The following is a 23220-nucleotide window of genomic DNA, read 5'->3' on the forward strand; positions in this document are numbered from 1 at the left end:
ATCCATATATCTTTTATTTCGTAATCATCAATTTTTCAGAAGCTGATGTGTTACCCAACATGAAATTAACAACGTAAATTCCATTTTCTAAAGTCGTTGGCATAGTGAAGCTCAAATTGTTCATCCCTGTAAACAACTCTCCCAAATTCTTTTCGAATACAACCTTACCTTGTAAATCTACAACACTTACAAAAGCTGTATTCTCTTCAAGTACATTCACATCCAGTTTCAAGCTATTATCTTTTGAAGCATAACCTACCTGAAAATCCATTTTGTTTTCTTGTAATTCAAAAATACCAGCAGTAGCATCTTGATTAAAGCTCATACTACGGGTGTAAATTACATCTCCACTTGTACTTCCGTTACTGTTAGTTTTATTCGCCGCTACGTAAAAAGTAACGTCAGTAACAGATATTGCTGGAGCTATCCATTGGAAATCCCAAGAAGTTTGAGACGTTCCCGCAAAGGTATGGTTCAAATATTGCCTTCCATTGAAGGAAGATATAGATGTTGTATTATCTACATTAGACAAGGTTCCAACCTTACTATTTGTATTGTCTAAAACAGTCAACTGAAACCCATTTTTCGCTGCACCTGCAGAAAAGTTCAAGGTTAAAGTGTAAATCTCATCCGGTAAAAACGTGGTTGCATTGTTGGGGAAATTAATTTCCAAAACAGATGAACCGTCTTGTATTGTTCCACCGTGACAAGCTGTACATGTAGCCTCTCCTGGTGCCCCAGTTCTTCCTGATGGCGCTCCAGAACTATTTACTCTGTGTGCCGCAATCGACTTACTCGAAATTGTATCAACTTGCGTTGCATTAAAAGAGAACAACCCCGCACTCAAGGCTAAAAAAGCTGTTCCAAAAAGTGTATATTTTATATTCATATTCATGGTTTTAATTATTCATTTTGCCCTGTCCTATCCAACACACTAACTGTTGAATTAAACTATCATTTAATTGAGGTGATCCTGAAGGCATGGCAACAACACCCGGTTCATGTTTTATCGTTTGTAAGGCATCCTCCGCTGAATTTACAATTTGATCGTAAGTCTCAAACACATAGCCATTCTGAGCAGTGGACTGATCATGACAACCTGAGGTACTACAATTCGTGGTAAACAAGGGTTGTATTTGCGTGCTAAAAAACACGGTGTCTTCACAACCTGGAGGAAAAACTTTCATGGGCTCTGTGGTATTTTTTGCACAACTCACCATAAACATTAACCCTACACTTACTATTCCTATATATCTTAACATCTTTAGTATTTAAAAGTTCGAGAAATTCCAAAACCAAACCTAAACTCACCTTCTGTCCATTGAGATTCTGTATTGGCTATATATTGTAATTCTCCCATTCCACGAGCATTGGTAAAATTAAAATGGAAACAGTGACCATTCGTTTTCCATTCCAAAGCAAAACCTAAGCTATTCGTGTTAGACGCATCTCTTGCCACTGTGTTGCCTATACCGTAAAAGTATTCTGCAATAATGCCCAAACTCTTGGTCAATTTTAAGTTGGCAGCACCTCCTACAGAAAACAACATGTTGTTGTCTTTAGCTAAGACGTAATTTCTGTACACGTAAGTTGGCAGCACTGCAAAACTTAAGCGCTCATTTAACTTATGGGTTACAATTAACTGTGAAGCATAGGCAAACCTATCTACCCTCGTTGGAAATGAGTTTACTTGTGTTAAATCATCCGTAGCCTGTTGGTAGGTATAATACATTGTACCTGTAATGGCCATAGATACAGGAACGCTCAAATCTTTGGTCTGCTCTAAAAGCAAATATTTAGTACTGGCATCTAAAAGCGATCTGTAGGGTTGATTGGCTCCTTTCGAACGTGCAATCCCCACCATCCATTTATCGCTCAAACCAAAATCAAATCCAAAACGAATATCTGCGGCGTTATCGAACCCAAAACCTGTTTGTACACCTCCCATTTCTCCGGCTATATCACCAAACCTATGTTCTATGATGTACCTAAACTCACGCTTTTTTAAAGTCTTAGTACTATTGGCATTAACGATTTTAAAAGAATTGAAAGTTTCACTCACCTTTTCTTGGGCCGTACTATAAGTTAACGCAAACGCACTTGCCATAAAAAGTGCTACTGTTTTCTTCATGTATTTCATTTTACTTCTGCCAATTGTTTAATGTATGCTACTAAATCTTCGAGTTGCTGATTACTCATTTTTTCTTCTGGATAAAGCGGCATATACTGTTTTCTCCCCGCTATCGGATAAGTTCCATACCGAATGATTTGGTACAAAGATTTATCTGTATAATTGTCAATGTTCTTCCAAAACATCTGGGCATCTAACTTACTTTTATCTAAATCTAAATAAGTAACTCTTGCGTTGTCATGACAATGCAAACAGCTGTTCTCATAGATTAACTTTCCATTCTCAGCATCCCCTTTCGCACCATAGCCTCTTTTATTTACATCCATAGCTGGTAAAAAAGTTGCAATGTATGCCTGCGTAAATTTCGATTGCATACTTTTCTTTAATTCCTCCTTCTCAGATGTTGATAAAGCATCGTGGTGTTCGAGTGCCGTTAATTCTTTGTGGGTCAAATTTAAATCTCCAACCTTAAGTTCAGTGCTCTTGTAATAATGCAGGATAGCCGAGAGCTCCCAATCTTCTAAGTAGCGACCACTCGAACAATATTTGGCACACAATTGAACAGCGTTTTCTAAAGTATCTCTTGCATCATTGACCAATTCTCCATATTTCTTTACATAGTCCTTGGTATAAAATTGCTTTCTATTGTAGATGCCATAAAAACTAGAAGCCGGTAAAAATGGCAAATTATTTTGGGTGGTATATTTCAATTTATCTTCGGGACTTTGCTCGGTTAAAGTTGAATACTCACGGTTTAAATTGTGACAATCTGTACACACAAAGTAGGAAGAAATCAATTTCCCCTTGTGCTCTTTATAATTGGCTTTTCCTTCCGTAATAAGCGTATATCCAACTTGTGCCAATTCAGCATCAACCTCCTTTATAGGGTTGCGAACACGAGCGTCTAACTTTTGCTCCATATTCGATAATGAGATGGCTGAAATCTTGCTTGTATCATGCTTTTTTACAAAAGCCCAAAGTCCTGATATTAAAAGTAAAACTGTTCCAGCAACAATTTTTTTCCACATAATTCAAATGCGTTTTTATCGCGTCTACGATATTAACGAAAATTGAAGGTAAATGGATGCAGCTAACACATTTTTCTTTTCAAGAAGAAATTATTCAAACATATAACAAGGCATATGACTCGAATTTTAAAGCGTCCTTGAAAAATAGTAAAGCGGCTGGCTCAAATAAAATCTTCTGCTTATTTTCGGACAAAAATTATTACATCATGTTTGGAGGAGATATGTTTGGGAAGTTGCAAGAAATGCAACAAATGGCAGAAGAGTCTAAGAAAAAGTTAGATCAAATTTCTGTTCAAGGTGAAGCCGGAGGAAACTTGGTTGTGGTTGAATTAACGGGAAATAGAACCATGAAATCTTTAACCATAAATACACAATTGGATCAAATGGATAAAGAAGATTTGGAAGATTTACTAACCGTTGCCTTCAATCGCGCGTTAGAGGCTGCAGAAGCAGTTAACCAAAAAGAAATGCAGAATTCTGCAAAAGGTTTATTTCCCGGATTATAGATGAAAGCAAACAAAGCACAGCTAAGAGCTCATTTTAAAGAAGAAAGAAAAAAGATTTCTCCAAAACGTTTACAAAAAGCGTCTGAAGACATCTGTCTTTCCGTTCTTAAAACCTTTCAATTAGAAAATAAATTGTGTAGTATTTTTCTACCCATAGAAAGGCAAAAAGAACTCAATACTTACCAAATATTGGAACGCGCCGTAAACATAGGTGCGAAGTTTACCTTGCCGGTAAGTAACTTTAAAACCGGTGAGCTTTCGCATGTGCTTTACACCAATGATACAACCTTGGAAATTAATCCCTACGGAATTCCTGAGCCGGTGAAGGGTAAAAAAATTGCCCCAGATAAGCACGACATTGTATTTATCCCCCTCTTGGCGGCAGACAAACAAGGAAATCGCGTAGGATATGGCAAAGGGTTCTACGATAGATTTTTAGGAAAATGTAAAGCCGATTGTATTTTTGTTGGACTCAACTTTTTCGAACCTGTAGAGGAAATAGAAGATGTATTTGAGGGAGACAAGAAATTAAACTACCTCATCACCCCTGAAAACGTAATTCGATTTTGAGTTCAGATAATCAAGGAAAATATCATTTACTCATCATAGCATTTATCCCCTTCATTATGTTGGGGTTTCTTTTGTTTGAGAACTTACTTTGGGGCTTTTCCATCCTCCTTATAGCTGCGATTACTTTTTTCCTCATCCTGAAAAAGTCTAAGAATTAAACGTAACTTTTTATTTGAATTTCAGTACCTTATAGGGAGTACTGATCATGAAAATTCTCTGCTATATATTTTCTTTACTTGCACTACTATTATTTACTTCCTACAAGACCGTTGAAAAGGAAGTGAGATTTGGTGTGAAAGTCGGTGCTTTCCCTACCGGTAAAATTCAGAATTACGCCATTTTTAGAGACAGGGTAAACGGTGTTGCTATTTCTTATTTCCCAGATGAAAATGCTTTTTTAAACTATTTGGCTGGCACCTGGCCCTTGCCTGGAGAAGGAAGACGCAATTATCTAGCGGAGAACGAGGTAGAACATTTTAAAATCTACAACTACGCCAAAGATGATTCTATGTGGTATTGTCCGGCCCTCGATTCACTCTGGAAACTCCGCTTTGCCATTCATCCTTTGGATAAAAATAAAGCCAACGGTTGGAGCAATGGTATACTTAAACCATCGGCTCGACAATATGAATTTCTGGGTAAAAATTACAACCTCAGAAGTTTTGAAGGCAGTTATTTTATCGATTCTAACTTCTTTAAAATTTTGAGAGATGTTACCAACCCTATTTGGGTGGCACATTATAAATCACTCTAAACTAAACCTCTTGTTCTTGTATTTTTCTTGCAGGAAATACACCAAAACGATAACGTATTCCGTCCACTTCATAAGCGAGGAAATCCAAGGTGTTTCAAAGGCATAAAATCCGTAGCTCAGTATGATAACAAAGCTCCAGATCACAACGAAATTGAATTTGCTAAACATCCCTAAAAACAAAGGTATACTCAAATACCACGGGTGAATGGTTGAACTCAAGATCAAATAAATAACATATCCCGCCATCATGTAATACAAAATTTCTATTCTACTATTTACTGGACGCTTTAAAGCTAGAACTATCAAAATACCAACCGTTAATAGGGAAAGAGCGGGACCGACGATATATACCGTTTCCCAAGTAAAAATTGGATATAAAATTTTTGTTGCAATGCTATAAAAGGAAGAGTTAAACTCAAAATTAGCAAAGTACAAACTCAAGCTCTGGGCAAAATTTTCATAATAGGTAGGCCATAAAAAAAGGTGGGTAAAAACAACCAAAGCAATTGCACAATAGAAATAAAAAAGTATCGTATGCTTTATACTCAACTGCTTGTAAACAAAGGGAAGTAATAACAAAGGCGTTAATTTCACGTTGATGGCCAGGGCAAAAAAGAGGGCACTTAAAAACAACCTATCTCTCAATAAATAAAAGAGGGCTGGCGCTAAAAAGGCTATCATTACTCCTTCGAAATGAAGGTTTATAACCAGCTCTAATAAGACAAAAGGATTTAAAAAGAATAAACTCGCCAACTTGGGTGATCTATCAAATTGCAGCAACATTTTAACCGTAAAGTGATGGGCCATAAACAAACTCAAAATGATAAGCGCACGCATCACTACCATATTGAACCAAACATCTTTAGAAAAGAGGTTAGAAAGGGCAAAATAAAATTGATTGATGCTCGGGTAACAAGAATAGTTTTCGCGCGACAACTGCGTTATTCCGGCATACAAATCTTGGTAATAGGCATCGTTTGCAAACCTACTGATTTCCATCAAGGCTTCGGGCGTATGTGCATAGGGATTAACGCCATCTAAAATCAATCTTCCATCCCATAAAAATCTATAGAAGTCGGGAGATAAACCTGGCCAAAAAGGAAGTACAATTACCGCACTTATAAAAGTGATTATCTTCAGTTCTTTAACCGCATATTGCTTGCGCTGAAAATATAAGGTGAGGTAAAAGGCAAAAGCTAAGGTGTAACTGGAAAAAGTATGAATAAACTCATCTTGATGAGCATAGCGTCCTAAGCCTATGATAGTTATGAAATAACCCAATACCCAAAACCACTTCTTCCATTGCATATTACCTTCTTTTCAATTCTGAAAAACCATAGAAAAACACCGCGCCATAACCTAAAGTCAACATGACATGAAAAGGTAGTATAGCGTATGTTTCTGTGTATATATGGTATACGGTAGAAAGTCCAAAAAGGATAAACAAAAAGAATTCTAAGAACATAGGAAAGCTCATTTTCTTCTTGTCGTACTTATTTCCCTTAAACTCATTTTTCAAGGCCACATTAAATTTGGGCGTACGCACAAAAGAACTTTTGATCCCCATATACCCTTCTATTACGGCGATGGAATTATTCACACTTAAACCTGCTGAAACGGTAAGAAACTGAACAAAACGCACCGTAAATCTTAAAAATGAAGGCAAGAATTGTTCGCTTTTATCTCGGTAACTTACCCAATAATAATAGAACAAAAACAAGGTAGATGAAATGAAGATTGCACTTACATCAAAGACCCAGTCGAAGTGTGAAAAGCTCTCTTTTATGGTCATCAAGGGTAAACTTAAAAGTGACAACAAAAGCAAAACCACAAATACAGAGGAATTGAACAAATGAAATAAGCCATGGACTCTATGACTCCTTTCCAATCCTTCCGTCTTGCGCAACAAGGCATTGTTTTTCACAAAGCACTCTGCTCCCCCCTTCATCCAACGGTGTTGTTGACTCTTCAAGGCACTCATGGTAATGGGCAATTCTGCAGGTGCAACCACATCTTCTAAGTACACAAATTCCCAACCTTTTACTTGAGCCCTGTAACTTAGATCTAAATCTTCGGTCAAGGTATCGTGCTGCCAACCGCCTGCATCTTCTATACACGACTTACGCCATACGCCACCCGTACCATTAAAATTGATGTAATGTCCTTGCACGTTTCTACCCACCTGCTCTACGCTAAAATGCGCATTCAATCCAAAGGCTTGTAATTCGGTGAGTAAAGAATAATGCTTGTTCAAATGCCCCCAACGGGTTTGTACCACTCCTACCTTATCATCTTTAAAATGACTTATCGTTTGCTTTAAAAAGTCAGCATGCGGTAAAAAATCTACATCGAAAATGGCGATAAACTCTCCTTTACAGGCGTCCATGGCATCATCTAAAGCACCAGCTTTAAAACCTACTCGATTGACGCGATGAATATGTATAATGTCAATCTCTTTCTCCGAACGAATTTTAGCAACCGTTGCCGCAACTATGTCTTTGGTTTCATCCGTAGAGTCATCCAAGATTTGGATTTGTAATTTGTCTTTCGGATAATCTAATAAGGCAATATTTTCTATGGCTCTTTGCGCCACATACATTTCATTGAATAAAGGAATTTGAACTGTAACTTTTGGAAAGTAATTTGGATCTACAACCGCACCTTTCTTTTCCTCTTTTTTGGATTTTCTGTACGCTATGGCCAATCGAAATTGCATCACTCCGTACATGAAAATCAAAAACAAAAGCAAGAGGTAACTCACCAAAATTAAGGTTGCCAATAGTTCTCCCCAGAAATATTCCTTCCCAAAGGCTGTACCCCATTGAAATAAAAAATCTAAACGCATTCTTCTACTCTACTATTTATTGGTGAATTTGTATTTGAAAACTGCTCCTATAATTTTTATCCCGGCCATAATGGTTCCTTTTACAGTTCCACTTACCTTGGAAACACCTATACGTTTACGGTATTTCACAGGAACTTCACAAAAACGCATCTTGTGCTTGGCTGCTTTGATCTGCATTTCTATGGTCCAACCATAGGTCTTGTCTGCCATTTTAAGCTTCGCCAATGAAGTGGATTTAATGGCTCTAAACGGACCGAGGTCTGTAAAACTTGCGCCATAAAAGATTTTCATGAGTCGCGTTGCCAACCAATTCCCAAAAACTTGTTGGGGTGTCATAGATCCTTTTTCTCGGTTTCCCAAAGCGCGCGAACCGATGACCATATCCATTTCATTTTCTAAAATAGGCGTAACCACTTCTATGATTTGTTGGGGATAATCAGAGTAATCTCCATCTAAAAAAACTACAATGTCGGCTTGATTTGCAATGGTTCTTTCTATACCTAACAAACAGGCATAACCGTAGCCTTTGCGCTTTTCTGTAAGTACCACCGCGCCCGCCTCTTGGGCTACTTGCACGGTATTGTCGGTAGAATTGTTATTGACCACAATTACCTCATCTACCAAATTTCTATCTATATCTCCGATTACCTTAGCAATGGATTTTTCTTCGTTAAACGCAGGAATGACCACGTTAATAATTGGGGTATTCCTCATCCTAAACTAGCTTACTTTTCATCCTTAAAAATCTAAGGTAACTTTATTTTACGTTTGGATTCATACGGGGCATGTCATTTCCTAAAAGTATAGGATTGTCATTTACTCTCCCCTCTTCCGGACCATTCTCTAATTTCAATACTCCTCGCGGACAAACCGCAGAACATATCCCACATCCTACACAACTTGCACGCACGATATTTTGACCTCTTTGCGCATACCACCTCACATCTATTCCTTGCTCACAATAAGTAGAACAATTTCCACAAGAAATACACTGACCACCATTGGTTGTAATTCTAAACCTCGATTTAAAACGTTGAATAATTCCCATGTAACCTGCCATCGGACAACCAAATCTACACCACACTCTATTTCCTAAAAGCGGATAAAAACCTACTCCTATGATTCCTGAGAAAATAGCACCTATAAAGAAGCCATACCATTCTTTTATCTTGTAAGAAGCAATACCAAAGGCTTCGTGTTTTCCTAAAGAATAATTCACCAACATCAATATTCCAAGGAAGGTAAAAACAGCAGCTCCTACTAATAGGTATTTTCTTGACTTCCCTTTGTTCTTGAAGTAAAGTCCTAAAAAAGCACCTAAACCAAGGACTATCCAACCAAATAAAATCAGCATTCCTACCCCTCTACTGGGTACTACAAACTGTAAGGCAAATTCTTGGTTTAAGAAATAAGTATACATCACCGCCAAAGTCATGATAAACACAAACACCATTACACTGTGAATTACCCAGCGCTCTATCTTCCAAGCTGCAACAGATTTATCAGAAAGGTGTCTAAAACTATCTCCCGCTGTTTCGGCCAAACCTCCACAACCACAAAACCATGAACAATACCAACGCTTTCCTAAATAATAGGTAACTACAGGTGTGAGTATTAAAAAGCCTATGATACCCCAAACCAAATAGGCCATACCTATAGGTTGATTCACCTCTGCCACCATTGGATCTATTCTATCTGGAGTGATAAAGGAATAATTCAAAGGGTAATAATTTACGGGGTTCAGGTTGTAATAACCTCCGTCATTTGCACCCAAGGCTTCCAAAATAAAGGGTAGAAAATAAGCGAAGACCAGTTGCGAAAACATTACAACGAGGGTTCTTATGATTTGATAACGATTATGTCTGTACTTCACCAAAAACTTTGCTCCTAGAAAGAGGATGGCTAGGGTGTAAAAGGTTCCGTAGACAAACCATTGATCGGCATCTTTGTTTCTAAATAAATGACTCAATCCATCAAAAAGAGCCACCAAACCTAAATTGCTTCCATTGGCGCCCAAGCCTAAACCAAGGTGACTCGGATACCAATATAAACTCACATAAAACAAGGTCAATAAAACACCCGATACCCAAGCCAAACTACCTCTGTTAGTCAAAGGATTAAAATAAACCCCATTGTTTTTGATACCTGCAGGCGCATTTTTGTAAGAACCCCAGGTATACAAACCCGTTCCTACGGCCAAGGCAGTAATCATGAAAGGCAAGAAAAACCACGCGGGTTCTATTTGGGCATTCCAGTTCCCCCAGAACAGAACGATGATAAACAAACCTATCCCTGTAATGGCCAATCCCACCTTTTGCCAATAATTTAAATATTGACCAGCATCTCCTGTCATTGAATAATTCGTCTCCATACCTTAAGCTTGTATCAATTTTTGCCACCACTTTTTCGGTGTTAAGGCAATGTTCATCTTCTTCTCTGTATTAAATACTGAAATTATCTCTGCTCCATATTGCGTAAAAAACTCAGGATCAAAAACAGCACTTTCGAAGTTGGTTAGGACTTCAGTTATTGGTGTTTGCTGGTTCAACCAATGGTCAAATACCTCATGGCGCAGGCGTATACCAAAAGCATTTACACCTATCAAAGCTTTTGTTTGTTCCTCGTACACAAAATGAACGAGGACTTTTCCATTCTTCGATTGAAACACAAACTCCTCTTCACCTGCTTGCAATTGCGCTTGTACGCTACCATAGGTCTGATATTCCAAATCAAAAAACTTAGCAGAATTAAACCAATTTCCAGGACTATACTTGGTTGGATTTCCACATAGCGTTTGGGCCAAAGTTTCGCCCATCATTCGACCTGTATACCAAACTTGCTCTATGGCTTTTCTGCCCGGTAAAGGATTTTTTTGCTCTGTACAATCACCTATGGCGTATACATTAGGAATGTTGGTGGCCAAATATTCGTCTACCAATATTCCTCTATTTACGGCAATATCACTTTCAAAAGTAACAGCAATATTAGGGTGTACACCTATGGTCACCCCTACAAAATCACACTGAATTTCTTTTTGCCCATGCAAGGTTCTTACACCTTTCACCCTACCTACATCCGCTCCAAGTATTTCTTCCAATTCTTCAGAAAAATGAAGGGTTAATCCATGATGTTTTTGCAAATGTTGGTCTACAAATTGAGCGTCAGCTTGCGGTAAAACACTTCCCCAGAAATGAGTATCTCTAACAATAAAATCTACTGTAATATTTCGGGACAAAAGCATTTCTGCCATCTCTACGCCTATCAATCCACCTCCTACTATCACGGCATGTTCTACGCCCATAGTATTGGCCTTCATGTACTCCAAATCTTGCTTACTATACAAACCCTGTACACCCAACAATTCTTCTCCCTTCAACTTTAATTCATTCGGACGAGAACCTGTAGCAAGCACTAATTTATCATAAGCCAAGCGTTCGCCTTTTTCTAAAGAAAGCACCTGGTGTTGAACGTCTATACATTTTACCTTATCATGAACCAAGGCGATATCATTATCAGCCCAAAAAGATTTCGGATAAGGTTCCGTATCCTTAAACCGCATGTGCCCCATGTACACATACATCAAAGCCGTACGCGAGAAAAAATTATCGTGCTCGGCAGAGATCATGGTAATGCGCTTGTTGGAGAGTTTGCGCACATGTCGCGCCAAAGTACTCCCCGCAATGCCATTTCCAATTATTACAATGTGTTCCATAGCCATAGTTTGTGTTAAAGACGTTTTCATCTGTAGCCGCTTACAAAATACTTAAATAAATTTAGTTGTTTAGTAGGCTGTTCTCCCGAAGTAAATTCGGGACCGGGTCATCCACTATACGCCTTTCAGGTCACTTAAGTTGTCAGTCCTTTCCCCAAAGCTTCTTTAGTCGCTCTGTCTCAAGGCTTCCACTAAAGTTCCCTTTCAAGTTGTGCCGTTGCTACCCCTAACAGGAGACAGTATTGAGAGTGAGTAAGGAGTATTGAGCATGAAGGAGTATACATATTTTTGTCTTTCACCTAGTCATTTTAATTACGTACCCTTTTCACATTTAGATTTAACAGCTATAACTTCAGGGCATATAAAAAGACAAAACCTAACACCTCATACAAAGAGAAACGACCCTTTCCCCTACAAGAAATTCAAAAAAATAATTAGTTTTAAACCACATAGACTAACAACCACCACCATTCTTAAGAATCAGGCGGTTTTAAATAATTAAGAATTAATTTGGTGTGTGTATATGCTTGTTACCAGTAATGCAAGGTGAGTGTGCTAACGAACAAGAGTTGATAAAACAGGATAAGTTATGCAGACTAAAATATACTCGAATAAAGTTTTGATTGGTAAGGCAGACCTGAGTATATCAGATGACAGCATGGGAGTTCTATCTGGAGAATTTATACCAAATAAAGACTATTTAGCAATTAGGGAGATTAACTGGAAATTTAACTCGACAAATAACAAAGACTTTGATTTGTGGAAGAGTTTAAGACTAAATATCCAATTAGAAAATGGATACTTTCTGCATTCAATGGGCAGAATTTCGATTTGGGACATTCAAGAACCTATGGAAGAGAAGATTGACATTGAAATAGCTGGTGTTTTTAGACATTTAATAGATGATTTCTTTAAAACTGACCCACCAAGACTTTTTGTTGAAGAACCTTAGGAAGATTTAACGATTGACCAAAAAATTGCATTTGACAATGAACTTAAATAGGAAATTGGATTAGAAAAAGGATTAATAAACCTGTTGATTGGTTCTAAGAAAAAGCATGTTATGACAAAATATGATTTTTCTGCACTTTGTACAAGTAGAAAGAATGACAATGTACTTTTTTCCATTCACAGCAGTAAAAATGTTGACTTTGACTTTGCACTTGTATATTTGACATGGAAACAGAAACAAAAGGTAGGAAATTTCCTGAAGTCTGATTTCTACAAAGACTTTGGTGATTTTAAATATAACAAAATGATTCCTGACAAAATAGAATGGGAAGAATAAAGCACACACTGGCAACAATAAATATACGTAATGCGGGACGATTTAGTAAATTTGAGATTTAGAGCAATTCATAAACAAAGTAGCGGTTTGACAATGGAGTGCCCCGAAATCCCGCACTACGCATATTCGAGCCGTTGAGAGCAATTAAAAAAATGAACGAAATTTGTACATGAAATTAGAAAAGCTTAAAAAGTCTGAATTAGTTGACTATTGTAATTCAATAGGACTAGAAACAGCTAAGAAGACAAAAAAAATATTGATGGAAGAAGCACAAGAATACGGAAAGAATAAAATAATAGAGTCAAAAGAAAAAGGTACAGACAATGTCCTTTTGACGGAAAAAATTGAGGTACTTGCAGAAGAGTATTCTACAAATCTTAAAGTAAAAATTGTCGAACGAAAGGAAGAAATGAAGCAAGATGACACAAGTCATTACCTTATTTATCGTGTTTTGGGTATTTCCTCTAATGACGGACAATTAATTGATGAATATCAAAACACAGGAAGGTTTTTATATAAATACGCAGGCTCTTTCCTTGAAGAAGCGGCTTCTCTTTGTTTACAGTTCAAAAATCCTGAAGGTCAAAAGACAAAGGTTGAAAACAATCAAGGACAAAGACCAAAAACTTTTGAGATTGATTTTCTAGATGGGAACAATGCTATCGAAATCAAGTGGAGAGATGCCACAACTGACGGAGACCATATCACAAAAGAACATACTAGGGTTAAATGTATTCAAAGTCATGGCTATAATCCCATTAGAGTTATGTTCTACTATCCTCAAAGAGAACAAGCCCAGAAAATTCAAGAGACCTTAAAAACTATTTATGCGGGCGTAAAAGGAGAATATTACGCAGGAGATGATGCTTGGGAATACATTCTAAAATATTCAGGCTACGATTTAAAAGCCATTTTAACCGAAATAGCCGATAAAAGAACACCAGAGAATGAAGGTTAATGAAATCTACATAGGAAATTGTATTGATACTCTCAAAAAATTTAAAAAGGAATCTGTTGATTTGGTGTATATGGATCCACCATTCTTCACCCAGCGGAAACACTCTTTGTCAACTCGTGATGAATCTAAGAAGTACGAATTTGACGATAGTTGGTACTCTATAGAAGACTATCTAATTATGATTGAAGACTGTTTGACAGAATGTAAAAGAGTATTAAAATCCACAGGAAGCATATTTTTACATTGCGATAAAGCAGCTTCACACAACTTAAGAGTGTCGCTAGATAAGGTCTTTGGAAACAAAAATTTTCAAAGCGAAATAATATGGTCATATAGAAGATGGTCTAACTCAAAAAAAGGATTATTAAACGCACACCAAAACATTTATTTCTACTCAAAATCCAAAGATTTTAAATTCAATCCCGTTTTCAAAGATTATGCACCTACAACCAATGTTGACCAAATCTTACAAGACCGACAAAGAACCAAAAATGGAAAGTCTGTTTATAAAAAGGATGAAAATGGAAACGTTGTTTTAGGGAAAGAAAAGAAAGGTGTTCCTCTTTCAGATGTCTGGGAAATTCCTTATCTCAATCCTAAAGCAAAAGAAAGAGTGGGTTATCCAACACAAAAACCCGTTCTACTTCTTCAACAAATTTTGGAGATTACGACAGATGAAGGAGACTTAGTTTTAGACCCTTTCAATGGAAGTGGAACTACTTGTGTTGCTGCTAAATCTATGGACAGAAACTTCATTGGAATTGATATGTCTCCTGATGCTGTAGAACTAGCTAAACAAAGATTGGAAGACATGATAATCACTGGGTCTGCATTGCTTGAAAAAGGAGTTAATGAATACAATCAAAAGAATGAAGAAGAACTTGCATTGTTAAAAAGTATTGATGCAATTCCAGTGCAGCGGAATAGCGGAATTGATGGATTCTTAAAAGAGCATTATAAAGGAAAGCCCGTCCCTGTTAAAATTCAATCTGAATATGAATCACTCAATGATGCGAAAGAAAAGCTTGAACGGTCTTCTGCAAATAAAGGGTATGAATTAAAGATTTTGATTCAAACCAAAGAAGAATTGGAAACTGATAGACTATTTGAGCTTATATCGGACATTCAAATCGTTAAATCACCTAAACTCTTAGTTGACAAATTGAAAATAAAATAATTGCACCCAATCCAGTAGACGGCTCCGCCCAGAATTGAGCGGAGTACGCCTCTCACACCACGGAGTGTACGGGGCTCGTACTCGGCGGTTCGTAAATAATCACTTCAAGGCTCTTTTCACCCTTAAAACTATCTCCTAATTTAAGCATAGGCTATGAACATTCATTCCTATGCGAATTTTAAAGAAAATTACGTTCAGTCCTTCGTTACTTATGAGACCTCTGCTGACTTCTCCATATAGTTACTCATAACTTTGGAGACCTTCCCAGGGAAGAACATCTTCTTTCACTCAATCCCTGCTGCATCTACTACTTCGGTTATCACTTTAATGTGTTTCGGACGTTACAATGATCCCAAAAGGTTGGGACAAGTTGTGAGTGCTCACCCAACCTAATAGCATATGTATACAGTTCCTGTTCGTCAGTAACGAGTTTTGTAGTCCTTCTTCCTTCAGTCCTAACCTCACGATTAGCAACCTTGCAGCTTACTAATGATTCAAGGCGTTACCCCTGCCCACAAGGGACTTACACGTTCTAGATTAATACCATATTTTTGATACGATAAAGATGCCCATGCTGGGAACACACAACATCTTTACGCAAAGCCCTTCGGGACGCTGCACATAGCATATAACATAAGTGCATATCTCATACAATAAAAAAAACACCACCCACACTTCTCAAAGAACACTTAAAACCAACACTTCCCTCTAAATTACATAAGAATTATTGCATATTTCGTACATTCAAGCCTAGAAATCATCACAACCATGAAAAAAAGCTTCGTCCTTTTATTTTTACTTTTTAGTGTTGCAGCTGCGCATGCACAATTGGGCTTTAAATACAATCCTTTTGCACAGGTAAAAATAAATGGTGATACGCTTGCTAACCCATGGGCGGGTGGTTTAAATTATGCCCAATTTTCGCATTTAGATTTCAACCGCGATGGATTTGATGATTTGTTGGTCTTTGATCGATCTTCCAACCAAATTCAAGTGTTCCTTAAAAGTTTCCAAAATGGAAATCCTTATTACCGCTACCAGTACAAAGCAGAGATAAACTTACCCGATAATTTGCGCTACCGCTTGGCGACCTATGATTATGACAACGACGGTGACTTAGATTTGTTTACCTATGGAATAGGTGGCGTTCGCGTCTATAAAAATACAAGCACTGGAAATCAATTGAGTTTTGAGTTATTTAAAAGTGAATTGGAATCGATGTATAACGGTGGTCCGGCTACACTTTTTGTGAGTTCTTCAGACATCCCCGCATTGGTAGATGTAGATCACGATGGCGACATGGACATACTCACCTTTAGCAACAGCGGAGGAACCATAGAATACCACAAAAACCTCTCGAAAGAAATTTACGGCATTCCAGATTCTTTGCAATTTGAAATCTACAACGAATGCTGGGGTAGATTTGAAGAAGGCGTTACCGACAATAGTATAACTTTAAACTCTACCAATCCTCCTTGTGATGGAACCACTTGGGTAAGTAATCCGCAACGTGGTAATAGACATTCAGGTTCCACAGTTTTGGCCATAGACATAGACAACTCTGGTGTTTATGATTTGGTGTTAGGAGATGTTTCGCACGAAAACTTGGTATTGGTAACCAACGGAGGAACAGCTGTGAACCAAAATTCAGCCATGACAAGTTTCGATTTGAACTTTCCGAGTAACACCACTCCAGCCAACTTGCAAATTTTCCCCGCAGCTTATTATTTAGATGTCAACCACGATGGTGTAAAAGATTTGGTAGTAGGTGCCAACGCCAAAGGTTCTTCTCAAAATAAAAACAGCGTCCTTTTTTATGAGAATTTGGGAACCAACAGTACGCCAAACTTTATTTATAGAACAGATGCTTTTTTACAAAGAGATATGTTAGACAACGGTGTGGGTGGTCACCCAGTTTTGGTAGATTTAAACGGAGATGGATTACTCGATCTCATCTTGGCCAATTTTTACCGATACAAGGATTTGTTGGATAAAGAAAGTGCGATACAATATTATCAGAATACAGGTACAGCCAATCAACCCGAATTTACCTTGATTACCGAAGACTGGAACAACTTTGCCAATTCTAATTTCGGTTTACGCATTCATCCTACTTTTGGAGATATGGACAACGATGGGGATATGGACATGTTCATTGGTTCTGAATTGGGAAACCTACATTACTATGAAAATACGGGGACGAGTACGAACCCTGTTTTCAATACACCTCAAGTTAATATTACAGATGCCACAGGGACTATTATTGACGAAGACGCCTATGTGAGTCCGCAATTGTTTGACCTCAACGACGACGATTTGCTCGACCTCATCATAGGTCGTAAAGATGGAACCCTTGCTTATTATCAAAATACCGGAACAGCGAGTAATTATCAATTCACCTTGAGCAATGCTAATTTAGGAAACGTAAATGTGAACCTTGGTAGTTCTGATGGATTTGCAACGCCTCATTTCATCAATAAGAACGACACGCTCTATTTATTCTGTGGAAGCAGAAGTGGTCGTTTATGGGTATATGACGATATCGCTGATAACTTAAACCAAGGTGCAAGCTTCAACTTAATCAGTGACGATTATTTAAGTATAGATGCCAAAGCTTATTCATCCGTAGCCATAGCTGAATTAAATAACAATACTTTTTTAGATCTACTCTACGGTCATGATTTGGGGGGTGCATGGTTATTTGAAGCCGATCCTAACATCACTTATGGAATTACCAAAAATGAAATTCCACCCTTAATGATTTATCCCAACCCTAGCGAAGGTTCTCTACACATTGAAGGGAATTTTAGTCCACAAAACACCCTACAAATTTATGATTCCCAAGGAAGGCTACGTTTACAATTGGAAAACATACATTCAGGAAAAGCCCTTTCTTTTTATGATTTAGAAAAGGGTGTCTATCACATTTCTCTCATCGATGCTCAAACGGGTGTAGTTTATAGAAACAAGGTAATCTTCCATTAAAGTGCCAGCACCTTTTCGAAGCTAACATGGTCAAAACTCAATTTTGGTTCTTCTTTATAAATACCAAACATGGTAGAACCACTACCTGTCATGGCTGCATATACAGCTCCTTCCTTATAAAGCTCTTCTTTTATTTCTGCGAGTTCAGGATGATTTGGAAAAACACTTGCCTCAAAAGAATTCGTTAAGTTATCTCTCCAATCTTCCATAGGTAGGTTTACTACTTCTTTCGGATCTTTTAATCCTTCTAAAAATTGAATATTACCATAGGCTTCAGCCGTACTCACATGCACACCTATATTCAATAATTTAATGTAATAGCCTTTTAAATCTAAAGCTATGTTTGTTAGGGTTGTTCCCGTTTCTGTTGCGTATTGCGTATGGTTGCGAATAAAGAAAGGACAATCGCTTCCTAACCTAGCCGCGTAGGTACACAATTGGTCTTCACTTAGGTTCAATTCGAAAAGATCATTTAGTAATAGTAAGGTATAAGCGCCATCGCTACTACCGCCTCCTAAACCACCTCCCATGGGGATGATTTTGTGTAAATGTATCTTTACAGGAGTTAAATCATAGTCGGCGCGAAGCAGTTCATATGCCTGCACACATAAATTGTTCTTTTGATCGCCAGGAATGTCTAAACCGGAAGAAGAAAATTGAAAAATATCGCTTTTTATTACTTCCAAAATATCTTGCCACGCAATGGGGTAAAGTACTGACTGTATGGTGTGATACCCATCTTCTCGCTTGGCTAAAACATTCAAACCGAGGTTAATCTTACATCCTGGAAAACATATCATGCACCAAAAGTATAAATAGCTTTTATTTTTTTGTAACTTTCGCCACCCAAATTAGAAGCATATGGCGACTTATTTAGATTTTGAAGAACCAATTAAAGCCCTAGAAGAACAGATTGAAAAAGCCAAAACACTTGGCGAAGAGTCTGATATGGACATGGGCGATAAGATAAAAGAATTAGAAGGAAAGTTAGAAAAGAAGACAAAGGAGATCTTCACTAACTTAACTCCTTGGCAACGTGTACAACTTTCACGTCACCCAGATAGACCATATACTTTGGCCTACATTAATGCTATGACGGAAGGTACCTTCCAAGAATTGCACGGTGATAGAAATGTGAAGGATGACAAAGCGATGGTAGGTGGTTTCGGTCAGTTAGATGGACAAACAGTGATGTTTATCGGTCAGCAAAAAGGAGCCAACACTAAGATGCGTCAGTACAGAAACTTCGGTATGGCTAACCCAGAAGGGTATAGAAAAGCTTTACGTTTAATGAAGTTGGCAGAGAAATTCAACAAGCCTATCGTAACTTTGATAGACACTCCGGGAGCCTTCCCAGGATTGGAAGCAGAGGAAAGAGGTCAAGGTGAAGCTATCGCACGTAACATCTATGAAATGATGAAATTGAAAGTTCCTGTAATCTGTGTAGTTATCGGAGAAGGAGCTTCTGGTGGAGCATTAGGAATTGGTGTTGGTGATAGAATTTTAATGTTGGAGAACTCATGGTACTCTGTAATTTCACCAGAAAACTGTTCTACTATTTTGTGGAGAAGTTGGGATTACAAAGAAACGGCTGCAGAAGCATTGAAATTGACTTCTACAGATATGAAGAAGTTGAAAATCGTTGACGAGGTAGTGAAAGAACCATTGTGTGGAGCACACAGAAAGCACGACGAAATTTTTGATACGTTGAAAAAAGTATTGAAGAAAGAAATCGCGGCTCTTTCTAAATTGGATCCTATCAAACGTTCTGCGGATAGAATCAAGAAATTCGAAAACATGGGTGTTACCAAATAGGTAAACCTTAGAAATATAAAGAAGTCCTGGTGTTCACATCAGGACTTTTTTTGTGCCCTTTTTCTCTATTTAAGTCGCTTTTACTTGCCTTTATTTATGAGTATAGCTTCTATGTTTCCTTAATAACAGAAACTCGTGAGAAATAGTAAGGCATAAAAAAAGCAAGCTCCTTTCGAAGCTTGCTATCACTAAAACTTAATTAAAATTGCTATTGTTTAATGATTTTCACAACAGCTTTTTGATCATGTTTATCTGTTACCTCTAACAAGTAAACTCCTTTTGGAAGATCTATATTCATCGTCATCTGATTTGAAAAATTCATCTCAGCTACTTGAATTAATTCTCCAGCAAGGTTAAAGATTCTAAAGTCTATATGTTCTTGAACTCTATCGAATTGAACATTAAATGTTCCTTGTGTTGGGTTTGGATATACCGTAAAAGCATTGGCCAAATCCATTTTTTCTAATCCAACTGTGCTAATTACAACGCAATCCGAAGTATCTGAACATCCATTCTCCGTTACAATAACTGCATAATTTCCATTTGCAGTTGCTGTGTAAGAAGAAGACGTCTCTCCTACAATCACCTGCATGTTATTGTCACAATCTAGCCATTGGTAAGTTGCTCCTATAGCATCCGCAGTAATTGTAATTTGATCTACACTCGTTGCTACGTTTACAGTGTTTATCGTCACAAACTCTGCTGAAGAGTTAGAACAATATCCATTGGTTGTATAGGTAACACTATAATTTCCTGCTACACTATTAGCGATGTCTATTTCTCCTGTAGCGGCATTGATTACCAAGTTAGGAGAAGATGCTGTAAATGTTCCTCCTAAGGCACCTGTAATTGTAGGTGTAGGATTTTGATAATCTTGACAGTACTCCGTTTGATCAAAGTTGAAACTCGCATTATCCAAATCTTGAATCGTGACTTGAACATTCGATGAGTTTGAACATGTTCCATTGGTCGTGTAGGTAACGGTATATACCCCAGAAATTGAATTTAACACATCAATTTCGCCTGTCGCTGCATCAATTTGCAAACCTGTTGTAGCACTAAATGTACCTCCATTTACTCCTGAAATTGTAGGAACTGGATTCACAGCATCCTTACAATAAATTGAATTTCCATAAGCAAAAGAGGCATTATCCAATGCATTACCAGTCCCTATGGTCACGTAAGTACTTTGATTACATCCATTCGCATCAATAACACTTACAGTATGCACCCCGCTACTTAAAGCCGTTGCAGTTTGACTCGTTTCACCGTTATCCCATAAATAGGTGTAAGGTTGTGTTCCTCCTGTTGGGTTAACTGTTGCACTACCGTCTATAGATGAAGGACAAGTTACATCTGCTACAGCTGTAGCCGATGCACCTAAAATAGCAGGTTGCGTAATTGTTGCGTTTTGAGTGATAATACAACCGTTCGCATCCGTAATTTGCACATTATAGTTACCTACCTCCAAGCCTGTAATTGTTGGAGTTGTTGCTTGGTTACTCCAGCTATAAGCATAAGGCCCCGTTCCACCGGTAGGCACTACATCTACCATTCCATTCATAGCTCCATAACAACTCACGTTTTGAATCGTATTTGTTGTTGCCAAAACAGCCGGTTCTGAAATCATTACAGAAGCATTTACTGTACATCCATTGGCATCGGTTACTACCACATTGTAGGTCCCTGCAGTCAATCCAGAAATTGAAGTCGTAGTTTCCGAATTATCCCATAGGTAAGTGTAAGGTGCTGTACCTCCACTAGCATTTACTGTAGCAGCACCATCACTGAGTCCGTTACAACTTACTGTAGCATCAACAACCGTCGAAGCAAGTAAGGCCGTTGGTTCTGTTATGGTCACAGAAGCATTTTCTGTACATCCATTCGCATCGGTTACAGTTACGGTGTAAGTTCCTGCAGTAACTCCTGTTATGGTTGGAGTCATTGCTGCATTACTCCAGTTATATGTATAAGGTGCTGTTCCACCCGTTACGCTTACCGTTGCTTCTCCATTACTTCCTGCATTACAAGTAACATGTGCGTTTACTGAAGCCGTTGCTGAAAGAACCGTTGGTTCTGTTATGGTCACAGAAGCATTTTCTGTACATCCGTTGGCATCTGTTACAGTTACGGTGTAGGTTCCAGCAGTTACTCCTGTTATGGCTTGAGTCGTTGCTGTATTACTCCAAGCATAGGTGTAAGGCGCTGTTCCTCCCGTTACGTTTACGGTTGCTTCTCCATCACTTCCTGCATTACAAGAAACATTTGCGTTTACTGATCCAGTAGCTGAAAGTACGGTTGGTTCTGTTACCGTAGCTGAGGCTGTTGCTGTACATCCATTGGCATCTGTTACAGTCACGGTGTAGGTTCCAGCAGTTACTCCTGTTATGGTTTGAGTCGTTGCTGAATTACTCCAAGCATACGTATAAGGCGCTGTTCCACCTGTTACGTTTATGGTTGCTTCACCATCACTTCCTGCATTACAAGAAACATTTGCATTTACGGATCCTGTAGCTGAAAGAACCGTTGGTTCTGTTATCGTTACAGAAGCATTTTCTGTACATCCGTTGGCATCTGTTACAGTTACAGTGTATGTTCCTGCAGCAACTCCTGATATGGTTTGTGTCGTTGCTGTATTACTCCAAGCATAGGTGTAAGGCGCTGTTCCTCCTGTTACGTTTACTGTTGCTTCTCCATCATTTCCTGCATTACAAGAAACATTTGCATTTACTGATCCTGTAGCTGAAAGTACGTTTGGTTCTGTTATCGTTACAGAAGCATTTTCTGTACATCCGTTGGCATCTGTTACAGTTACGGTGTATGTTCCTGCAGTAACTCCGGTTATGGTTTGAGTCGTTGCTGAATTACTCCAAGCATAAGTGTAAGGCGCTGTTCCTCCTGTTACGTTTACGGTTGCTTCTCCGTCACTTCCTGCATTACAAGAAACATTTGCATTTACCGATCCTGTAGTCGAAAGAACGGTTGGTTCTGTTATGGTTACAGAAGCATTTTCTGTACATCCGTTGGCATCTGTTACAGTTACAGTGTAGGTTCCTGCAGTAACTCCTGTTATGGTTTGAGTTGTTGCTGAATTACTCCAAGCATAGGTATAAGGTGCTGTTCCTCCTGTTACGTTTACGGTTGCTTCTCCATCACCTCCTGCATTACAAGAAACATTTGCATTTACTGATCCTGAAGCTGAAAGAAGGGTTGGTTCTGTTACAGTAGCTGAAGCTGTTGTTGTACATCCATTCGCGTCTGTTACAGTTACGGTGTAGGTTCCTGCAGCAACTCCAGTTATGGTCTGAGTCGTTGCTGTATTACTCCAAGCATAGGTGTAAGGTGAAGTTCCTCCCGTTACGTTTACCGTTGCTTCTCCATCATTTCCTGCATTACAAGAAACATTTGCATTTACTGAACCTGACGCTGAAAGAACGGTTGGTTCTGTTAT

General features: G+C 38.2%; 20 protein-coding genes. 9 read left to right on the top strand and 11 right to left on the bottom strand.

Features of this window, described 5'->3' with window-relative positions:
* Positions 1-13 precede the first annotated feature (13 nt).
* The 4 genes from BM327_RS11490 to BM327_RS11505 are packed head-to-tail and all read right to left on the bottom strand — an operon-like array spanning position 14 to position 3159.
* The gene (locus tag BM327_RS11490) at positions 14-889 is read right to left on the bottom strand and encodes a choice-of-anchor V domain-containing protein (protein ID WP_170853749.1); all 876 of its coding nucleotides are present in this window, start codon (positions 887-889) and stop codon (positions 14-16) included.
* Positions 890-899: 10 nt separating this feature from the next.
* Entirely contained in the window at positions 900-1262 is a 363-nt protein-coding gene (locus tag BM327_RS11495) for a hypothetical protein (RefSeq protein ID WP_090249785.1), read from the bottom strand.
* Positions 1263-1264: 2 nt separating this feature from the next.
* Entirely contained in the window at positions 1265-2131 is an 867-nt protein-coding gene (locus tag BM327_RS11500; RefSeq protein ID WP_139230351.1) for a DUF5777 family beta-barrel protein, read from the bottom strand.
* Positions 2132-2136: 5 nt separating this feature from the next.
* Positions 2137-3159 (bottom strand): c-type cytochrome, encoded by a 1023-nt coding sequence (locus BM327_RS11505; protein ID WP_090249791.1) that lies wholly within the window; start codon positions 3157-3159, stop codon positions 2137-2139.
* A gap of 206 nt (positions 3160-3365) precedes the next feature.
* On the opposite strand from BM327_RS11505, the gene BM327_RS11510 reads away from it, so the two are divergent.
* The 3 genes from BM327_RS11510 to BM327_RS11520 all read left to right on the top strand — a co-directional run bounded on the left by BM327_RS11510 (position 3366) and on the right by BM327_RS11520 (position 4989).
* Entirely contained in the window at positions 3366-3665 is a 300-nt protein-coding gene (locus tag BM327_RS11510) for a YbaB/EbfC family nucleoid-associated protein (RefSeq protein ID WP_211664736.1), read from the top strand.
* On the top strand, positions 3666-4235 hold the full coding sequence (locus BM327_RS11515; protein WP_090249795.1) for a 5-formyltetrahydrofolate cyclo-ligase: 570 nt from the start codon (positions 3666-3668) through the stop codon (positions 4233-4235). It abuts the gene before it with no gap.
* A 205-nt stretch (positions 4236-4440) separates the two neighbouring features.
* Positions 4441-4989, top strand: coding sequence for a hypothetical protein (locus BM327_RS11520; protein WP_090249798.1), 549 nt, complete (start codon positions 4441-4443; stop codon positions 4987-4989).
* Here BM327_RS11520 and BM327_RS11525 read toward each other — a convergent pair.
* The 5 genes from BM327_RS11525 to BM327_RS11545 are packed head-to-tail and all read right to left on the bottom strand — an operon-like array spanning position 4981 to position 11576.
* Complete coding sequence (locus tag BM327_RS11525) at positions 4981-6297, bottom strand: glycosyltransferase family 87 protein (RefSeq protein WP_090249803.1); 1317 nt, start codon at positions 6295-6297, stop codon at positions 4981-4983. The two genes, BM327_RS11520 and BM327_RS11525, sit on opposite strands and share 9 nt — an antisense overlap.
* Position 6298: 1 nt before the next feature.
* Positions 6299-7834, bottom strand: coding sequence for a cellulose synthase family protein (locus BM327_RS11530; protein ID WP_090249809.1), 1536 nt, complete (start codon positions 7832-7834; stop codon positions 6299-6301).
* Between the two features lie 12 nt (positions 7835-7846).
* A complete protein-coding gene (locus BM327_RS11535; protein ID WP_090249812.1) occupies positions 7847-8548 on the bottom strand; it encodes a glycosyltransferase family 2 protein in 702 nt (233 codons plus the stop codon).
* 43 nt (positions 8549-8591) lie between these two features.
* The gene (locus BM327_RS11540) at positions 8592-10205 is read right to left on the bottom strand and encodes a 4Fe-4S binding protein (protein WP_090249816.1); all 1614 of its coding nucleotides are present in this window, start codon (positions 10203-10205) and stop codon (positions 8592-8594) included.
* A gap of 3 nt (positions 10206-10208) precedes the next feature.
* Positions 10209-11576 carry an NAD(P)/FAD-dependent oxidoreductase gene (locus BM327_RS11545; protein WP_244526221.1) on the bottom strand — a complete coding sequence of 456 codons (1368 nt, stop codon included), beginning with the start codon at positions 11574-11576 and terminating at the stop codon, positions 10209-10211.
* Between the two features lie 559 nt (positions 11577-12135).
* On the opposite strand from BM327_RS11545, the gene BM327_RS11550 reads away from it, so the two are divergent.
* From BM327_RS11550 to BM327_RS11570, 5 genes are all read left to right on the top strand, one after another.
* A complete protein-coding gene (locus BM327_RS11550; RefSeq protein ID WP_090249820.1) occupies positions 12136-12498 on the top strand; it encodes a hypothetical protein in 363 nt (120 codons plus the stop codon).
* A 111-nt stretch (positions 12499-12609) separates the two neighbouring features.
* The gene (locus BM327_RS11555; RefSeq protein WP_090249825.1) at positions 12610-12834 is read left to right on the top strand and encodes a hypothetical protein; all 225 of its coding nucleotides are present in this window, start codon (positions 12610-12612) and stop codon (positions 12832-12834) included.
* A 169-nt stretch (positions 12835-13003) separates the two neighbouring features.
* Positions 13004-13792 carry an ApaLI family restriction endonuclease gene (locus BM327_RS11560; RefSeq protein WP_090249829.1) on the top strand — a complete coding sequence of 263 codons (789 nt, stop codon included), beginning with the start codon at positions 13004-13006 and terminating at the stop codon, positions 13790-13792.
* Positions 13782-14969, top strand: a complete 1188-nt coding sequence (locus BM327_RS11565) for a DNA-methyltransferase (protein WP_090249832.1) — start codon at positions 13782-13784, stop codon at positions 14967-14969. The genes BM327_RS11560 and BM327_RS11565 overlap by 11 nt, the downstream gene beginning before the upstream one ends.
* A gap of 768 nt (positions 14970-15737) precedes the next feature.
* The gene (locus BM327_RS11570) at positions 15738-17954 is read left to right on the top strand and encodes a T9SS type A sorting domain-containing protein (protein WP_090249836.1); all 2217 of its coding nucleotides are present in this window, start codon (positions 15738-15740) and stop codon (positions 17952-17954) included.
* On the opposite strand, the gene ispE is transcribed toward BM327_RS11570, so the two are convergent.
* Positions 17951-18754, bottom strand: a complete 804-nt coding sequence (gene ispE, locus BM327_RS11575) for a 4-(cytidine 5'-diphospho)-2-C-methyl-D-erythritol kinase (RefSeq protein WP_090249840.1) — start codon at positions 18752-18754, stop codon at positions 17951-17953. The genes BM327_RS11570 and ispE overlap by 4 nt on opposite strands.
* 61 nt (positions 18755-18815) lie before the next feature.
* On the opposite strand from ispE, the gene BM327_RS11580 reads away from it, so the two are divergent.
* Positions 18816-19769: an acetyl-CoA carboxylase carboxyltransferase subunit alpha gene (locus BM327_RS11580; RefSeq protein WP_090249845.1), complete on the top strand. Its 954-nt coding sequence runs from the start codon at positions 18816-18818 to the stop codon at positions 19767-19769.
* A 208-nt stretch (positions 19770-19977) separates the two neighbouring features.
* On the opposite strand, the gene BM327_RS11585 is transcribed toward BM327_RS11580, so the two are convergent.
* Positions 19978-23220 (bottom strand): T9SS type A sorting domain-containing protein (locus BM327_RS11585; protein WP_139230352.1); only part of this gene is annotated, 3243 nt, incomplete at its 5' end.

Origin of the sequence: Lishizhenia tianjinensis, from assembly GCF_900116425.1 — a bacterium.
Lineage (GTDB): Bacteria > Bacteroidota > Bacteroidia > Flavobacteriales_D > Crocinitomicaceae > Lishizhenia > Lishizhenia tianjinensis.

What these genes read in the sequence shown, in the direction of transcription:
- BM327_RS11490 (WP_170853749.1), bottom strand. Translation starts at nt 889, where the DNA reads ATGAATATAAAATATACACTTTTTGGAACAGCTTTTTTAGCCTTGAGT.
- BM327_RS11495 (WP_090249785.1), bottom strand. Translation starts at nt 1,262, where the DNA reads ATGTTAAGATATATAGGAATAGTAAGTGTAGGGTTAATGTTTATGGTG.
- BM327_RS11500 (WP_139230351.1), bottom strand. Translation starts at nt 2,131, where the DNA reads ATGAAGAAAACAGTAGCACTTTTTATGGCAAGTGCGTTTGCGTTAACT.
- BM327_RS11505 (WP_090249791.1), bottom strand. Translation starts at nt 3,159, where the DNA reads ATGTGGAAAAAAATTGTTGCTGGAACAGTTTTACTTTTAATATCAGGA.
- BM327_RS11510 (WP_211664736.1), top strand. Translation starts at nt 3,366, where the DNA reads ATGTTTGGAGGAGATATGTTTGGGAAGTTGCAAGAAATGCAACAAATG.
- BM327_RS11515 (WP_090249795.1), top strand. Translation starts at nt 3,666, where the DNA reads ATGAAAGCAAACAAAGCACAGCTAAGAGCTCATTTTAAAGAAGAAAGA.
- BM327_RS11520 (WP_090249798.1), top strand. Translation starts at nt 4,441, where the DNA reads ATGAAAATTCTCTGCTATATATTTTCTTTACTTGCACTACTATTATTT.
- BM327_RS11525 (WP_090249803.1), bottom strand. Translation starts at nt 6,297, where the DNA reads ATGCAATGGAAGAAGTGGTTTTGGGTATTGGGTTATTTCATAACTATC.
- BM327_RS11530 (WP_090249809.1), bottom strand. Translation starts at nt 7,834, where the DNA reads ATGCGTTTAGATTTTTTATTTCAATGGGGTACAGCCTTTGGGAAGGAA.
- BM327_RS11535 (WP_090249812.1), bottom strand. Translation starts at nt 8,548, where the DNA reads ATGAGGAATACCCCAATTATTAACGTGGTCATTCCTGCGTTTAACGAA.
- BM327_RS11540 (WP_090249816.1), bottom strand. Translation starts at nt 10,205, where the DNA reads ATGGAGACGAATTATTCAATGACAGGAGATGCTGGTCAATATTTAAAT.
- BM327_RS11545 (WP_244526221.1), bottom strand. Translation starts at nt 11,576, where the DNA reads ATGAAAACGTCTTTAACACAAACTATGGCTATGGAACACATTGTAATA.
- BM327_RS11550 (WP_090249820.1), top strand. Translation starts at nt 12,136, where the DNA reads ATGCAGACTAAAATATACTCGAATAAAGTTTTGATTGGTAAGGCAGAC.
- BM327_RS11555 (WP_090249825.1), top strand. Translation starts at nt 12,610, where the DNA reads ATGACAAAATATGATTTTTCTGCACTTTGTACAAGTAGAAAGAATGAC.
- BM327_RS11560 (WP_090249829.1), top strand. Translation starts at nt 13,004, where the DNA reads ATGAAATTAGAAAAGCTTAAAAAGTCTGAATTAGTTGACTATTGTAAT.
- BM327_RS11565 (WP_090249832.1), top strand. Translation starts at nt 13,782, where the DNA reads ATGAAGGTTAATGAAATCTACATAGGAAATTGTATTGATACTCTCAAA.
- BM327_RS11570 (WP_090249836.1), top strand. Translation starts at nt 15,738, where the DNA reads ATGAAAAAAAGCTTCGTCCTTTTATTTTTACTTTTTAGTGTTGCAGCT.
- ispE (WP_090249840.1), bottom strand. Translation starts at nt 18,754, where the DNA reads ATGATATGTTTTCCAGGATGTAAGATTAACCTCGGTTTGAATGTTTTA.
- BM327_RS11580 (WP_090249845.1), top strand. Translation starts at nt 18,816, where the DNA reads ATGGCGACTTATTTAGATTTTGAAGAACCAATTAAAGCCCTAGAAGAA.